Source organism: Blastocatellia bacterium (assembly GCA_035573895.1).
Lineage (GTDB): Bacteria > Acidobacteriota > Blastocatellia > HR10 > HR10 > DATLZR01.
In genome coordinates this window covers 1-15637 of the sequence record DATLZR010000167.1, presented here as the reverse complement: position 1 = coordinate 15637, position 15637 = coordinate 1, and the positions used below count along the sequence as shown (strand labels likewise).

At 60.2% G+C, this 15637-nt stretch carries 12 protein-coding genes and 1 CRISPR repeat array; of the genes, 4 read left to right on the top strand and 8 right to left on the bottom strand.

Features of this window, described 5'->3' with window-relative positions:
• Window positions 1-525 precede the first annotated feature (525 nt).
• The 6 genes from csm6 to cas10 all read right to left on the bottom strand — a co-directional run bounded on the left by csm6 (window position 526) and on the right by cas10 (window position 8292).
• The gene (gene csm6, locus VNM72_14525; GenBank protein ID HXF06613.1) at window positions 526-1815 is read right to left on the bottom strand and encodes a CRISPR-associated ring nuclease Csm6; all 1290 of its coding nucleotides are present in this window, start codon (window positions 1813-1815) and stop codon (window positions 526-528) included.
• 252 nt (window positions 1816-2067) lie between these two features.
• Complete coding sequence (gene csm5 / locus VNM72_14520) at window positions 2068-3414, bottom strand: type III-A CRISPR-associated RAMP protein Csm5 (GenBank protein HXF06612.1); 1347 nt, start codon at window positions 3412-3414, stop codon at window positions 2068-2070.
• A gap of 16 nt (window positions 3415-3430) precedes the next feature.
• Window positions 3431-4492, bottom strand: a complete 1062-nt coding sequence (gene csm4, locus VNM72_14515) for a type III-A CRISPR-associated RAMP protein Csm4 (protein HXF06611.1) — start codon at window positions 4490-4492, stop codon at window positions 3431-3433.
• A gap of 3 nt (window positions 4493-4495) precedes the next feature.
• Complete coding sequence (csm3, locus tag VNM72_14510; protein HXF06610.1) at window positions 4496-5329, bottom strand: type III-A CRISPR-associated RAMP protein Csm3; 834 nt, start codon at window positions 5327-5329, stop codon at window positions 4496-4498.
• A 20-nt stretch (window positions 5330-5349) separates the two neighbouring features.
• Window positions 5350-5760, bottom strand: coding sequence for a type III-A CRISPR-associated protein Csm2 (csm2, locus tag VNM72_14505; GenBank protein ID HXF06609.1), 411 nt, complete (start codon window positions 5758-5760; stop codon window positions 5350-5352).
• A 3-nt stretch (window positions 5761-5763) separates the two neighbouring features.
• Entirely contained in the window at window positions 5764-8292 is a 2529-nt protein-coding gene (cas10, locus tag VNM72_14500; protein HXF06608.1) for a type III-A CRISPR-associated protein Cas10/Csm1, read from the bottom strand.
• A gap of 709 nt (window positions 8293-9001) precedes the next feature.
• Here cas10 and VNM72_14495 point away from each other — a divergent pair.
• Window positions 9002-9901, top strand: coding sequence for a hypothetical protein (locus VNM72_14495; GenBank protein ID HXF06607.1), 900 nt, complete (start codon window positions 9002-9004; stop codon window positions 9899-9901).
• A gap of 247 nt (window positions 9902-10148) precedes the next feature.
• Here the strand turns inward: VNM72_14495 and VNM72_14490 are convergent, their stop codons facing one another.
• Both VNM72_14490 and VNM72_14485 read right to left on the bottom strand, forming a co-directional pair.
• Entirely contained in the window at window positions 10149-10286 is a 138-nt protein-coding gene (locus VNM72_14490) for a hypothetical protein (protein ID HXF06606.1), read from the bottom strand.
• Window positions 10287-10560: 274 nt separating this feature from the next.
• Window positions 10561-12555 (bottom strand): S9 family peptidase, encoded by a 1995-nt coding sequence (locus VNM72_14485; protein ID HXF06605.1) that lies wholly within the window; start codon window positions 12553-12555, stop codon window positions 10561-10563.
• Window positions 12556-13150: 595 nt separating this feature from the next.
• On the opposite strand from VNM72_14485, the gene VNM72_14480 reads away from it, so the two are divergent.
• The 3 genes from VNM72_14480 (at window position 13151) to cas2 (ending at window position 14926) form a co-directional block, all read left to right on the top strand.
• Window positions 13151-13546, top strand: coding sequence for a DUF4258 domain-containing protein (locus VNM72_14480; GenBank protein HXF06604.1), 396 nt, complete (start codon window positions 13151-13153; stop codon window positions 13544-13546).
• A gap of 91 nt (window positions 13547-13637) precedes the next feature.
• The gene (cas1, locus tag VNM72_14475; GenBank protein HXF06603.1) at window positions 13638-14630 is read left to right on the top strand and encodes a CRISPR-associated endonuclease Cas1; all 993 of its coding nucleotides are present in this window, start codon (window positions 13638-13640) and stop codon (window positions 14628-14630) included.
• Between the two features lie 2 nt (window positions 14631-14632).
• Window positions 14633-14926: a CRISPR-associated endonuclease Cas2 gene (cas2, locus tag VNM72_14470; GenBank protein HXF06602.1), complete on the top strand. Its 294-nt coding sequence runs from the start codon at window positions 14633-14635 to the stop codon at window positions 14924-14926.
• Window positions 14927-15308: 382 nt separating this feature from the next.
• A CRISPR array of direct repeats spans window positions 15309-15637; the repeat unit is 28 nt; unit sequence GTTGGAATTTGGGACTCGCCTCAAAGAG.

The following is a 15637-nucleotide window of genomic DNA, read 5'->3' as shown; positions in this document are numbered from 1 at the left end:
CCCGATATTTCCAGCGTCTCTGAGGAATGCACAGGGAGGAAGGAGCGCTGACTTTCCAGTTTGCGAAAAAAAGCCGCACGGCGTCTGTGGCAATGCGGGGCCGTGGGAGCGGGCAGCGCGCGCGGTTGAGCCAAACGCGTGTTGCCGGGCATGCATGGCGACAATCCCATGGGTCGCCCCCCTCGGGGTTTGGACTGAATTGAGGGCCGATGTCCTAGGGCTCGCTCCGCTCACCCTAGGCTATACTCGGTCCCTTGCTGACGCAGGCTCTTTTAATGCGGCATGAGTCAATTTTCAATAAGGTTCGCCTCACGGTTTCGCGCTAAGCTAAATTGGCATCGCCGACTGCCGCGGGCCTCATCCGGTAGGCTGTTAATCTCAACGGAGCTTGCCTCGGGCAGATCCCAGGCGAGGTTCACTCACTTGCTGCCGCGGGGCCCGTCTGATAGGGAGTTAATCTCAAAGGGGTTCGGTCCGCTTGCGCCTGGGTTCCCTCGCTTAAGGGCGCCGTGCTCCGAGGTAATTTCAATGGGGTTCGGTCCGGTCGCCCTCGGCAGGATTCTGAATGCCCACCTTTACGAGTTCACCGGGGTGGGATTCCAGGCGAATTCGGCGCGGATCGAGTCGCAGTCCGTAGCGAGCATTGCGTGGCGTCGTGCTGATGTTCACGATCTGCAACTCCGGAGGGAATCCCTCGCGCGTGAGCACACGATTGAGCTTGGCCCGATAACTCAGGAAGAGATCGGGGCCCAGCTCGATTTTCCCTTTCCGTGTTTCCGCGGGAACGAACCTCCGATATAAGACCTCGTAACGAACGAGATCGAAGTCACTGAAACCGCTAAAGCAATGGGGGCAGTTCTCGATCTTCTGGCGTCCATGTTGCCGGTGCTCGGCGCGGCGCTCGGCGAAGTAAGCCAACAGCGCCAGCTTCACACCCGTTATGGGCAGCTCGCGGTCACCCCAGCGCGCTCGTCGCGCTTGGTAGTCAATGACGAGCGATTCCCACTCCGCTGCGCGGCGGTTCAAATCGCGCTGCACGATGCGAATGTGCTCCTCGATCGTCCTCTGCACTCTCCTCTCTTTGAGGACCCAGGGCCGCAGTCGCACAAACGGAATTTCGGCCAGATCAATGCGGGCCTCGCGCGTGGAAGCGACTTGTCCGACGCCGATCCCGATCAATCGCTCTCGCCGCGGAGGGAAGAAAAACTGCGGATTCCGTTCGAAGGGTTCGGGCACGAGCACGTGATAGAGCCGATCCTGTTCCCGCCCGTAGAGCGTGAAGGCCAGCAGCATATAGGCTGACATTGTCTTGCGGCCGCCGGCGATTGAACCGTGCACGACCGTATGCGGATTTTCGGTGAGCTGCCGAATGAAGCCCAGAAGTTGCTCGGCCAGGCAGCGGTTGTCCTCCACGGTGCGAATATCCTCCAGCGCACGATCGGCTCGTTGGCCCGGCTTCGATGTCGCGCTGGTGGGCGGTCGCGCTCGTCTTGAGGCTGGCGTCTTGACGATCGTCAGGATGTGATGCTCATCGAAGGTGATGGATCGGGGATCGAAGCCGTATTCCCGGCAAAAGGCGAAGAACTGGCCCTGGTGCGGATCGAGCAGATCGCGCCACGCCCGTTCGGCTCCCACGCGTGTCGTGATGACGAAGATCTCCGAGATGGGGACGCGCCGTTCGACCATGAGCGCGTAGAGCGTCTCCGTGACAACCTGCGGCGTCTGGCCGAGCACGGTCACGAAGATGTGGCGAGCGTTATCGCGTCTTCGCGATCGCGCGAGGGATCGCTGGTTTCCCTTTTGTCGGAGTCCCATAGTCATCCTCCAGGCGTAAGAGTTCGCTTACGCAAAGCGCGCCGGCGACGCTCGAAGCATGACCGAATATCGAACGCGCCTGTGCCTTCAACTCGATAATCATCCGCACCATTTCTGAAGCACATCCCCGGCGTCAGGCCCCAGACCTCTGATCCACGCGGGGGGAAAAGAGTCCTTCTCCGGAATGGCGCACACCGCCCCGGTGCTCAGCGAGTGACACTTTGCCCGCGGTGATGATCAGGGCCGTTGTGCTCATCCTCGACCTCCTTTCGGTTCGACCCGCATCCAGCCCAACGGATACATGGGCGCGCCACCCTCGTAGGCGATCCGTCGGCTGTGCGGGAAAAGTCCCTCCGGGTCTAGCCGATGCGTCCTCGGATCTTCGCCCAGCCCATATCGCTGGCGCAACTGGGCGAACTCTTCGGGCGAGAGCACGCGCCTCAGCAGATCGCCTATGGTTTTCATCTCCCAGCCGCCGCCCCATCCGATGTTCAGTAAAAACGCGCCTTCGGCGAGATCGCGAAGCATCGCCTCAAGCTCGGCGTAAAAATCAGCGATCGAGCCTGGACCGCGCTCGCTGAAGAAGGCTCGCTCCGATGAAATGACGGCGCGGGCATATTCATTACAGGTATGCGCGAGCTGTCGGAGCGCGTCTTCTTTCGCTCCCTGGAAATGCAGTTCACGCTCGGCGGCGTCCGTGAAGAGGAAGTCGTCGGTATGAAGCTCGAATTCCAGCGTCGTTTCAGGGACGAGCCACTCGGCGAAGACCTTGTACTCGCCATCCTCCTCGCGTTTTTCGACCAGTTGTCTCCCCCGCTGCGTGTACGTCCACACCAGCCCGACGGCCAACCGGTCAAGGTCAACGGGGCGCGTGTCGCTCACTTGAAGCGCCCGCAGGAGATCGTGATTGGGATCGTGTCCGAGCAGAGCACGCTCCAGCGGTTCGGCGAGCCATTCGCGGCTTCGCCCCAATCGTTGCAATCGCTTCCGGAACGTATTCCGCTCGCTTTGCAGTCTTCGTTCGTCCACATGCAGGATGCGATAGAGCGTGCGCTGAAGCGCTCCGGCCTCATCGTGGCGGACGCGGAAGATTTCGGCGAGCGCGACGCGATGCTCTTCGGGACGATCGAACGCTCGGCGCTCGCGCAGCCAATCGAGCAACTCCGTCGCTTTCAAACAGAGCAGCACGTAGCGCCTGACAAACTCCTGATGTTCAACGTCGCTGTGCAGCAGACGCCACAGGATGGCTGTGCGCATAGCGCCTTTTATTGAGCTGCCCGGCACATACGGCTTCCCATAGACATCTTTCATGGCTTCGCGGACGGGAGTCTCTTCAGGGTCCTGCGGGCAGGGCAGATCATAAGCGGAGACGTCCGACGGCGCGATGGCTCGTCCGCCGAGCCAGGCCGACCACGTGAACGCCCGCTCGCTCATATCGCGGGCCAGCACGGTTGCATCTACGCCGTGCATGAGCACGCGGTCGAGATCAATCACGTACCACCGTCGCTCATGGTAGACGCCGTCGAACTTGGTGAACTGTCTCCCGGTCCCAACATGGACGGGGCTGAGACAGCGCAGTGTATACGATGTCCTACCCATGGCTCCCTCTCGTCCCTCAGCTCGAAGAGCCGGCGGTCGCCGCCAGACCTACCGGGAAAGAGACTCCGTAGCGCCAGACGTCGTGAGGGCATACGTCGGGCCTGACGTTGACGAGACATCCCGCGCGCGGCAGAGATGGACCGGCGAGTACCGAACCTTCGGCGAACATCCAGACCATCTTGCGGCGCAGGTTCATTGCTTCCGGCGACGTGATCCAGCCGCGACGCGGCATCAGTTCATACGCGGCTCCACTGCCCGTCAGGCGCTCCAGCTCGACGACATCTTTCGGGCATACGGGCGAGAGCGTCACGAATCGGTTGGCCTCGGGAACATCCGGCAGCGCCTCCTCGGTCGGACCATCCACGTCGAAGAGCCCGCAGCCGGCTCCGCGTTCGCCACCTATTCCCGTATCGCCGAGCGCGCGCAGGACGGCTTCAAATCGCCGCGTCAGCTCCTCACCATGCTCATGATTGAACTCGATGGCGAACCATAAGCCCGTCCCTTGAGCCATGAGAACCTCGCCGAAATGCCAGATCTCCGACGCTGCCGTGAGCCGATCAAGCGTCACCCGCGGGACGACGGCCACTTTCCAGAGCACAATGTCACCGCTCATGTCGTCGGTCCAGCGAACGAGGCGATCTCTCTCCTCTTCGGTCACCCACACAACCCCACCGTTAATGCAATTTTGCTTTTGAAAAGCTATGGGCTCACCCATTACGACCGTGGTGAAGACGCGCTCGGAGACAAAGCGCACGCGCTTGAACGCCTTTTCATCTCCGTCGGCGAGGGTCACATTGGGCAGCCGCCCGAGCGGTTTCGGAAAGAACCGCACGTCACCGGCGTAAGGGAACGCAGAGGTGAGGGCAAAGGGCTGTGCATTCGGTTCGCCTTCGGTGAACCAGTCGAGCACATCACGGTGAAGCGCGTCAACTCCATATAGCTCGCGCCAGAGGGAGCAGACAGCCCCAAAGAGCGTATCAGCCGGAATATGCGTGCGTGAGACTTCCAGCCCCACACCCCGCTCGCCGATGTGAAGCGGCGAGCGGAAGCGTAGCCGATAGGTTGCAAAACGGGGCATCTTCTATCCCTCCCGGATCAACTGCTGCAGGCGAGTGATGTATTCCGACACAGGCAGTTGCCGCACGTCGTCAATTCTTTCGGCAAGCGTCTCGAGCGCGACCTCTCCCTCGTAATACCGGCGCGATTTGAATTCAACCTTGATCTGCCGGAAGCGAATCTTCCCCGCTCCGCGCGAGCCATATCCGCCGAGGTAATCGTCCTCTAGCAGCTCCATCGCCTTGAAGACATAGCGCAGCCAGTCCAGATCGCGATCGCATCCTGTGCCATTCAAATCGTAAAGGCCATAGACCAGCTCGAAGGGCGCGAAGACGGCGCCTGCAGGCACGCGCTCGTTTTGACGCGGGACGGCGGCTGCGGTGATGCGATCAATTGCCGCTTCCCATTTCACTTCGGTGAAGGGGAGATCGGTCTTGGCCTGACGGAGCCGCTCCGTCGCTTCATGATCCCGCGCCAGGTGTACATCGCGCACGATCAAGCGCGCGGGTTTCAGATTCTTCCACCCACGTCGCTCTCCAGGGGTCACCCCAAAGATCTGGCAGACGGGACATCGAGTGTATGCCGCCTCATCCTCGCACACATGGAGACGGACGACGGGTTCACGCCGCTGGATGAAATGATTGGCTTCTTTGCCGAGGTGATGGTCCAGAAGCGATCGCATTTTCCCCCGAAGCGACGAACCGGGGATATAGGGTTCGCGCGTGACCGGATGCCGGATGATGGGATTGTCAATGCCGCCGATGTCCAATCCGGCAGCCGCCCCGCCGATGTGGAGTCCGGTGACGGCTTCGATCTCACCGGTGATGATGACTTTTCCTCGAAGCGTGAGTGTGGGCATAAGTGTCCCTCCCTGGTCGTTCAGCGACCACCAGCCGCTTGATGATAGGCCAGGATCGCCTCAAAGAAGTCCACGAAGCGAGCGAATTTGGTCGCATCGGTGCCGACCTCGTCAATGGCGCAGGTCAACACTTCTTTGAGCGTGTCCGCTCCCGGGACGTTGGCGCGCGCGGCCGCATAAGCGAGCTTGGGCTTAAGCAGGACGAACTCATTGGCATCGAATCCGCGTATCTCCATCTGCTTGACCATCCCGTAGATGTTTCGAATCTGGCTGGTCGTGAGGCGGCCCTCTTTGAGTTGAGGGCCAAGCCGTTCGGCGAGATCTACAAGCGCGCGCCCGCCCTCGCGGATGGCGCGCTGAACCTCTTCACGCGTAGGTGTCCCGGTCGAAGATGACGAGCGATCTTGTCGCGGTGGGTTCGTTCGGGTCATGGCTTATCCCTCCCTGGTGAGAAGCTCCGCCCAGCGAGCGAGGACGCGCAGCCGGGCGATGAATCCATCTTGCTGCACGATCTCCCGCAGGAGGCGGTCAATCGTTTCTCTATGCTGCTCGTGCCGCTCAGCGAAACGGCTGAGATGATAGACGAGTCGCCACTGCCATTTGTCGTAGTGGATCAGCTCTTCCATCTGCTCATGGGTGATCTCTCGCAGCCGCTGGGCGCGTCGCCAGCGGGCGCGGTTCCCGGCATAGAGGGCGTGAATCTCCATGAGCCGCATGAGGAACGCGCGGGGAAGCGCTGGCTCCTCTCCTTGCGGATTGAGCATTTGCAGGAGAGCATCTTTCCACCCGGCGATACGAGCGAACTCCTCCCACCCCATGGCCGTTTGAAGAAAACTCACGGCGTCTTTGGCTCTCCCGTTCGATCGTTGAAACTCCTTGGCCTGATCGTCGAGCGCGTGGCGCGCGTTCGCAGCGAGTTGATAGAGGGGAAACTTCGGATGCTCGATGGCGATACCGGCCGAAAGCGTCACATGATCGCCCCCGACCAGCTCGCGGAAGTCGTCGCGAATGCGCTCGGCCAGCTCCGGCAGTACGCTCCAGGCGCCGACGACGAAAAGATCATCGCCTCCGGCATAGATAAGGTAGAGCGCGTCCTTTTTGCCCTGTTGAAAGCGGTTATACTCGCGACACAAACGCGGCACCCAAGCCTCGAAAAAGAGGCGCAATGACTCACTCAACGTGCTCATGCGCGAAATCGTCGCTTGCGCGCCGAGGCCGTTTTTGAAGACGTCGCCGAGGCCATCTACGTCCATGCGCAGCACGCCGAGCCATTTCACGCCCTGCGAGGCCTCAGCTAAATCGGCGAACTCAGCGATGACCTCCTGGCCGTGTTCGTCGTGTTTTCTTGGAGTGGCATCAGCGAGCCAGCGAAAATCGTAGCTCACCGGCAGATCACCCCACCGGAAGCGGCGACAGGTGTCTTCGTCGAGAAAGTCGGTCGCATCGAGCGTGTAGACCCTCGCTTCTGTCGCTCCCGGAGGTCTGCGCGGTAACACATCGCCTTCATGGATGAGCCATGCCTCCGTGCCGAAGGCCCGTAGGGCATCGCGCCAATCAGCCTGTTCCGGAGGCTCGGCTTCGGGCACGGTGAAAAGAACGAGATGCGTTGGATCCCGGAGCAGTCGGCCCAGTTCCTCAAATCCCCGGCAGTGCTGACATTTGCGCACATCGTCCTGGATTTCCAGCGCCCCTGCATTGTGACACACCTGACAGGTATCCTCGGCCGTCATGCCCCGTTGCCTCGAAATGAACAGCTCGCGGCGCATCCCCTCCTGGCCGAGATCCTGCCACTTGCGCTGCTTCTCTTCATTGACCCGACGCGAGACGTCGCCCCACTTCGCGGCGAAGGCATTTCCCCCGGCCTCTTCTTCCAAAAAATCAATCGCCGCGACCGGAACAGACGCGACGAGGAGCGAGAGATCGCCTTTGTGAATCTTCCACAGGACGCGGGCAATACGCTGTTGAATCCCATCCAGATGCTCGGCTGCCGCCCGATAGGGAAGCAGCAGATAAAAATGTCCGCCGCCGACAAAGAGTACATTCGTCGGGTGCAACTGGAATTGGCGGAGGATCCACTCGGCGATCGTCTCGGTCAGAAGCTGAAGGTAAAACGAGCGACCGCGAAGGCCCCGAGCGGCACCGCGGCTGGTCAGCAGATACAGGAAATCCTGCGTGCCCGAGATGTCACCCTTGACGAGGGCGCAGAGCGGGCGATGGAGGAGTTCCTCCTCGCGGGGAGTCAGCGGCGCTTTCTTCCATCGGTTCGTCAAGCCATCGTGGAGCGTCCGCACATCGAACTCGCCAAGTTCCTCCCGAACGAGGCAGGCAGCGATGGCCGCCGTCGTCTTCAGGTGATGATAAAGCGAGATGTCCGGGATGAGATCCCGCCGCGTATCCGATGGGATCACCCACGTGAACCGTCGCAAGACGGCAAGCAACGTGCGAAGATCCCCAAGAGGGACGCGCGCGACTTCGCTCGTGAATCGCTCCCACAACGCGCGATAGGACTCGACCGATCCAACGGCATCCGGGCGCGGAAATAGGGCCCGACGATCGAGCGAGAGATCAGCCAGTTCGTGATACCGGGCCCCATCAGCAGACACGCCCAGGAGTCGAGAGAAGACTGTCCGCAATGCCGTCTCGGCTCGGCCACGAGCACCTTCCCGATCACCTTCGGCCTCGGCGCGCTCATAGGCCGAGAGACGATCGGCCAGCGAGACTAACAGCTCATCCGGAAGGGATGGAGCATGATGCTTGAGAACGAGACGCCGAACAGTCGTCATGTCCAGGGGCCAACGACCGAGCTGCTCCTCCACGAATACGGCGCTGTAGGGTTCGTGGGTATATCTTGCCTCGTGATGAAACGGCTCTGCCCAGACAGGCAGGGGTTCCGCCGTCCGTTCGCCGAACTTGCCGATATCATGAAGAAGCGCTGCCAGAATGACCGGGTTGTGTCGGTCCATACCCAGCCCTCCTCGCTTGCGTCGGCGATCAGTATATCACAGGGGCTGACGCTTCAACATCATGGGTAATGTTGCCAGCAACCTTGCCGGACTCCGGTGAGGACGAGGCTCTCAACACCTGGCAGCCTCTCGTTGGCATTCGATATTTACCTCCCGCAATCCGCAATGATGAGAGATGGGGTTGGATGATTCCGGATCAGGGATGCAGGTAACGGCTACCTGCTTGACGGGATGTGGAAAGTAGATCTTCCAGCGTGCTACCATCCAAGCCCGCGTGATGGGTCTGGTCTGTTTTATGATAAAACGCGCCGCACGTACCAGGATACCTTGGAGCCAGAAGTGGCGCTGAGGCCTTTGCGCAGGTGGCGGGCCGACAGTTAACAGTGCCACAGTAATTGCATCGCCGATACGTGCTGCGGTGTCGTCGCCGTTTCAGAACGCAAAGCGAAGCGGGCAGTCGGTTCATCGTCCGGCTGTTGACGACCATCACCACCTTGCGCCAGCAGAAATGAGAAGTACTGGACTACCTGACCAACGTTTGTCGAGCTGCCATCCGGGGTGAACCCTCACCCGCGCTTACTGCTCCATCTCTCAACAACCGATAGGCAGGCGTAGGTATCATACGCCACCTGAACGGATGCATATGGACAAGACACGAATCCTGTGCTACTCCATAGCAAAACGCACAGACGGAAGGAGGAGGAGATCTATGAGCGCTAGCCTGGATGCTGGGCGCCGTTTCGGAATCGCTGTCGTCGCCTTCGTGATCGCTCTGGGTGCATTCCCGACGCGAGCCTTCTCCCAAAAGAATGCCGCTCAAACTGATCCCTTTGGCTCATTCGAGCAGGTGAGGCGACAGGCTCACGCCTACTGCGTCGGGTACTTACAAAGCGGGAATGCGTCTGCTTATCTCATGTGCTTGCAACAGTTCGCGGCGTACTACTGCTCGAGCTTCTCGAACGATTTCTTTGCCTACCAGTGGTGCGCAGCAGCGGCGACCACGCCATACCCGGCTCCCGGTCAACGCATCCTCACTGCCCGAAGCTATCGCGTGGAGGTCAGCGGAGGATGGGAGAAGAATCGCGACCCCGAGAGCGGAGTGATCTTGAGCGAAAGGCCAATTCAACCGAGTTTGGCCCATACCCTCGAGAGGCAACCCAACGGTCTTTACCTTGCCACGACCTACGAGATATCCACAGGGCAGGTGTCAGGCCGGCAGTGGGTTAACGATCGGTGCGAGATCACGCATTCAGAGGGACAACCGATCCAGGATTGGGTTCCCTGCCTGGTCTTCCCGGATAAGCTCTACCTTGTGAACCTCGTCCCGCCCCCGGATCCGAACTTCCCACCAAGCGGGAGAGTTTTCACTCCCGGACGACTCGCAGACGACTTCGATGAGGACGGAGTCGTGGAGATCGGATACCTCCATGAGTCCGGCTCTAGTGGCCGGGAATTCACTTCCGGCACTGTGATTGCCATCGGTTATGATCCCGACACACGGGCTTTGAAATTCCTGTATGCGAGGGCGATTCGGAAAAGCGACAATCCATCCACCTCGTATGACGTAGAGCGCCTCTACCGCCTCAGGGGACAAAGCTCATCACCCTGATGATCCCGCAGATGCTGAAGCCTCGCGCCTGAGGAGCGGCGTCGGAATCGTTCACGAAGTCGCTCCTCAAGCTGACGAGGTCGCGCCTTATGCCCCCCGATGGCCAAACTCTTGGCTCTTGGTCTACCGGAACCTCACCATGTGCTCCGGCGTCAGGGCCTGGCGGAACTCCCGCTCGAGTTGCGTCTCCAATCCAATGAGCGCCGCTTGCCACTTCGGCGAGCCACGCAAGGACCCCTCAAAGGAGTTACTGATCGAGCGTCCCGCCGTAGATCGCTTCGCGCAAGCCATCCTGCCGGTCCTCGATGCCTTGGGCCAACTCGACGCGTCGAGCACCATAATGCTGACGAATCCGGCGGATGCACCGCTGTTTTTCGGAACTCAAATTGAGCCTTCGGCAGACAGCCAATCGAGGCAGGATCATCCGGCCCGACTGTGGTGTCGGATACCTCTTGCCTTTTGAAAAACCCTCATGAGTTTAAGAAGACTGGCTACCGGATCGGACCGAGGACGTCCGAAACCCGCCTCTCCACAGCCCGTAACTGGTATCACTTCGGCAGCGGATGGAGTAGCCCGCAGCGACCAACTCCGCTCACCGCGAGAAGAGAGTTTTCCGTGGTGCATCGGCTCCCCCACTGTTGGCGCTTTGAGGACGAGGACTATTTCAGGTACTTCTCAAACCAGCCCATGACACGCGTCATGAAGTCATACTGATGAGCCTTTTCGGCCACGCCGTGCCCTTCGCGCGGATAGGTCACGAATTCAACGGGCACGCCCTTCCATTTGAGCGCCGTGTAAAGTTCCTGAGATTGACTGATGGGCACGCGCAGATCGGCTGCGCCGTGAATGAGCAGCACCGGCGTTTGCGCTTTGGCGATATGGGCGATCGGCGAGCGCTCCCAGTAGAGGGCGAAGTTGTCGTACATGATGGCGTTCCAATGGACCGTGGAGTTCTCCCAGAAGATGTCCGACGTGCCCGTCATGCTGTACCAGTTGGTGATGCCCATCCAGACGACGGCGGCTTTGAACCGATGGCTCGCAAAGGTCGCCGCCCACGCCGACGTGTATCCGCCATAGCTCCCGCCGCCGATGCCCACGCGATTGGGATCCACCAGCCCGATCTGGATGAGATGATCAATCCCGCTCAGCATATCCTGGAACTCGCGGCCCATGAGGTCGCGATGATCGGCCTTGGCATAGGCGACGCCGCGCCCGATGCTGCCGCGATAGTTGGGATAGAAGACGGCGAAGCCGCGCCCGGCGAGCATCTGTCCCCACCGGGAATAACTCCCAAGCCACCCGTTGAGGTCCGCCGCTTCCGGCCCACCATGCGGCTGCACCACCAGCGGATACCGACGACCCGGTTGATAGCCGACGGGTTTGACGAGGACGCCTTCAATCTCCCATCCATCCACGCTCTTCCAGCGCACAACCTCCTGCTCGCCGAGCCGCACATCGGCCAACTGCGGGTTGAACGTCGTCAGGCGCGCGAGCGGGCGATTCCCTGTCCCGCCAAAGAAGATTTCGTTCGGATGCTGCGGGGTGTTTGCGGCGATGGCCATCTGTCGCCCGTCTCGGCTGAAGCTCGGCGCCGAGCCGTAAATGATCGGCTGATCGAGGAGTCGCTCGCGCCGACGCTCAGGCAGCGCGATCGTATACATGGCGCTGGATTGGCGCTCGATGCTCGTGAAGACGATGGTGCTCGGCGCGCCGGGCAACCACCCCAACCAGACGGCCGTGCCCTCATAACCGGCGAGCAGATTCTCTGGCGTGCCGCCTGCCGACGACACAACGAAGACGCTCCCGGCGTAGGGATCGTCCATCGAGGTCGCGCCGAGCCACGCGATCCATCGCCCATCGGGCGACCAGCGCGGATGCGTGAGCTTGCCTTCGGTCTTGACAAAGAGGCGCGGCTCGCCGCCATCAGCCGAAACCCGCATGAGCTTCACCCGCATGAAGGAATCGTCAACAAGCGGCGTGTCCGCTGCAGCGAGGATCAACTCCCGGCCATCGGGCGACCAGTCGAAATCGTGCACCGTGATGTCGCTCCGCGTGACCAGATGGCTATTGCCCGTTTGAACGTCCACTACGTAGAGGCGCGTGTGTTTGTAATTGCGGTCGGCGACGATCCAATCTCGACCTTCGCGCTCGGCCTGCTGCTCCTCTTTCGTCTTCGGATCGGTGACCGTGTAGGCGATACGGCGGCCATCGGGCGACCAGCGAAAGGCCTGAACGGAATTCTCGGCTCTGGTGAGCGGACGCGCCTCGCCTCCATCGGTGGGGATGAGATAAATCTGCGTGTGAGGCGAGCCCCACCGCTGCGACAGGAACGCAATCCATCGGCCATCGGGCGACCACAGCGGGGCGCGATCGCTCTTGTCGTTATAGGTGAAGCGGCGCGGCTCGCCGCCCGTCGCCGGCATGATCCAGATCTCACTCAGCGCCGGTCCCGGCCCTTCATCATCGCGCCGGGTGCGTATGACTTGAAAGGCGATTTGACGCCCATCGGGCGACAGTTGCACATCGGTGATGAACCGAATGCTCAGGATCAGCTCCGGCGTCAGGACCTTCTCCTGAGCGGGAACGGCCAGCGCCAGTGCAAGAATGAAAAAGAAGTGCATGACCAGGCATTTTCGGAACCGTCCACGCCTCATAGTTCCTTCCTCCGACTCGATGTTGCGCAGGCTCGTTGCGCCCGCGGCCTCTGGATTTTTTCATCTCCCGGGGAGAAATGGAAGTCGAAAACGATCTTCTTGAGGGCGTATGGTCCATTCGGGATAAAAGTCCGGTCGCCTTCGCGCGGGCGGCGTTTTGATTACGCCGGCCTCCCTTTCCAACTGACTCTCGCTTGACCACCCACGATCAGCTATCGCCAGACGTCGCTAATACCAATTGGGCATTGTGGAAGGCGGATTCGGGATTGAGTGGGTGTGATGTCAAACCGACACTTGCCCTCCCCATGTCCCTCGCGTTCACTTGCCCGGTCCGGGTTATTTTGAAAAGCCCTCATGGACTGAGGATAGCTGGCTAGCGCGTCGGAACTTGCCAGTCTGAAATCGGCCCGTTCCCCACCCTTCAGCCGGTATGACTTCGGGCCACCTGGTGGAGCAGGATCGTATTCTGCTTGAGGTTCAGGTATTGTCTCTTGCTTGCCCGAACCTGCGGACGATATGTCTCGCCTGCCGGAAGCCTTTCCGGCAAGGTTGCTCCCTCTTCCCCCAACGCGGGTGGTGTTCTAAGATAAGCCCCATGATAAAAGCGATCGAAATCGAACGCGTGCGCATCTCGCGCCATGCGGGCCAGCGGTTGGCCCAGCGCGGGATATCGCTCGAGGATGTACATCTGGTGCTGCGGTTGGGGCAAAAGCTCCACCGCACCGGAGTGACTTTCTTTTTCTTCGGACGGCGCCAGATTCCGCGCGGATTGGAACGCGAACTCGAGCGCCTGGTGGGAACGACACTCCTTGTGAGCAACGGGTGCTTGATCACCGCCTATCGCAACAAGCGCGCCATCGCCGCAATCAAGAAAAAGCTAAAGCGCCGACATCCTGTTGCTGCTCCCTCTGGAGCCGAGATCATCCCCTGGCCCGGCGTCCCGCACCCCCTCCTTAAAGAGCCATCCCGCGACCGGTCTTGCGCCGCCTGACACAGCGCGCCGCAGATGAACGCGGATGAGCCTACGGTGAGGCCCCCATCCGTGTTCATCTGTGGACCCTTTTAACGGAAACGCCACTCTCATGACATCGCTCTATTTGACCGAGCAGGGAAGTGTCGTTCGTCAGACTGGCGACCGACTGATCGTCTGTCGCAATGGCGAGCCGCTTGCCGAGCTTCCCTTGCTCAAGATCGAACGGGTGATCGTTTTCGGCCACGTCCACCTGACGACGGGAGCCATTTCCGCACTGCTGCGTCATGGCATTGATACGACCTTCCTCTCCTGGCATGGACGGCTCAAAGGGCGACTTGTGCCCCTCGAATCGAAAAACATCCCGCTACGGCTGGCACAATACGAGCGGACGCGCGACCAGCAGTTCACCATCGGCCTGGCGCGCAAGATTGTAGCGGCCAAGGTTCAATCCTCGCTCCGGGTGATTCAACGCTATCGGCGCAACCACCCCGACTGGGATGACCAGGAGGCCATCTTCGCCTTAGAACAGGTGCTCGGCTCGATTGATCGAGCTGTGACGCTTGACAGCCTGCGAGGACTCGAAGGCCACGCCGCCTCAATCTACTTCTCCAGCTACGGGCGAATGTTCCGTCGGTCGTTGCGCTTCGACAAGCGATCGCGACGTCCGCCACGTGATCCCATCAATGCAGCCCTTTCGCTCGGCTATTCGCTTCTTTTTGGCGAAGCCGTGGCCGTCGTCTCCTCAATCGGCTTTGATCCCTATCTCGGCTTCCTCCACGCCCCTGACTACGGCCGATGCAGCCTCGCCTTGGACCTCATGGAAGAATTTCGCGCGGCCATCGTGGACCGACTCGTGCTCACACTCTTTAACAACGAGGTCTTGCTGCCGGAGGATTTCACGACCGGCGAGGGCGTCTGGTTCTCTCCCGAAGCCAAAAAACGCTTCCTCAGCGAGTATGAAGGCGTCATGCAACGCGCTTTCATTTCCCGTCATACGGGGCACCGCACCACCTTCCGCCGATTGCTCTGGGGACAGGCGGAACACCTGGCCGAGACCGTGAAAACCGGAAGCGCCTATACCCCCTATGTCGCCGAACCCTGACCATGCCTGTTAAGCGCGTCATGTTTTACATCATCAGCTACGACATCAGCGATAACAAGCGGCGCGCAGTAATCTGCGACATCCTCAAAGACTTCGGTACCCGCGTCCAGTATAGCGTCTTTGAATGCCTGCTCACCGAGGATCAGTTCACCGTGCTCTTTCACCGGCTGCGATCCGAAATAGATCCAGCAACCGATAGCCTCCGCTGCTACCGGCTCTGCCAGGGGTGCGTGGACGAAATTCTGCTGGCCGGACGCGGCGACATCACGACCGAACCCGATGTCTATATCTTCTGAAACATCGAGTTGGCCAGCCGCAGCCAGACCCAGCGCCGAAGGTGAACCGGCTCGGTCCGCGCCGAAAAATCTATTGACTTCCATTATCATACGTGATACAACGGTCACGTCTTATGTCCGATTTCGGGCCGATCTTTGACAATCTGAGAAACGTCCCATTTGAGGCCATGAGCGGTGGTGGAACGCTGGTGATAACATTGGCCAGATCGGGGAAGGCAGGGGCCTTATCACGAATAGGCCAAGTCTTGACGAGACAGCCCCTTAAGACAAAAATGGGGCTCGCCAATGCGCTCTTTCGGCTCCCTTTCCGCCCGTGCGCGAAGCGGGGTTATCACCGACATCCCCCTAAGCCTTTGAGCCCGAGCGATCAAGACCCCCGACTGTTGGAATTTGGGACTCGCCTCAAAGAGGATTGCGACACAATGGCCCCCTATGAAGAAAAACCTAGTCTTTGTGGTTGGAATTTGGGACTCGCCTCAAAGAGGATTGCGACCCCCCCATGACGGCGGGGAACAACGTGGTGGGCGGTGATGTTGGAATTTGGGACTCGCCTCAAAGAGGATTGCGACCGAAATAGTCACCCCTCGCCCGCTCAAGAAACTTCCTCCGTTGGAATTTGGGACTCGCCTCAAAGAGGATTGCGACTTCCTGGGCGATTACTTCGGGAAAGATGTCGCACACCTGTTGGAATTTGGGACTCGCCTCAAAGAG

Bases quoted from the DNA above. Each gene is read 5' to 3' on its own strand.
- VNM72_14480 (HXF06604.1), top strand. From the start codon at position 13,151: ATGATAAAAGCGATCGAAATCGAACGCGTGCGCATCTCGCGCCATGCG.
- csm4 (HXF06611.1), bottom strand. From the start codon at position 4,492: ATGCCCCGTTTTGCAACCTATCGGCTACGCTTCCGCTCGCCGCTTCAC.
- VNM72_14485 (HXF06605.1), bottom strand. From the start codon at position 12,555: ATGAGGCGTGGACGGTTCCGAAAATGCCTGGTCATGCACTTCTTTTTC.
- csm3 (HXF06610.1), bottom strand. From the start codon at position 5,329: ATGCCCACACTCACGCTTCGAGGAAAAGTCATCATCACCGGTGAGATC.
- csm5 (HXF06612.1), bottom strand. From the start codon at position 3,414: ATGGGTAGGACATCGTATACACTGCGCTGTCTCAGCCCCGTCCATGTT.
- VNM72_14495 (HXF06607.1), top strand. From the start codon at position 9,002: ATGAGCGCTAGCCTGGATGCTGGGCGCCGTTTCGGAATCGCTGTCGTC.
- cas2 (HXF06602.1), top strand. From the start codon at position 14,633: ATGCCTGTTAAGCGCGTCATGTTTTACATCATCAGCTACGACATCAGC.
- csm2 (HXF06609.1), bottom strand. From the start codon at position 5,760: ATGACCCGAACGAACCCACCGCGACAAGATCGCTCGTCATCTTCGACC.
- cas10 (HXF06608.1), bottom strand. From the start codon at position 8,292: ATGGACCGACACAACCCGGTCATTCTGGCAGCGCTTCTTCATGATATC.
- cas1 (HXF06603.1), top strand. From the start codon at position 13,638: ATGACATCGCTCTATTTGACCGAGCAGGGAAGTGTCGTTCGTCAGACT.
- csm6 (HXF06613.1), bottom strand. From the start codon at position 1,815: ATGGGACTCCGACAAAAGGGAAACCAGCGATCCCTCGCGCGATCGCGA.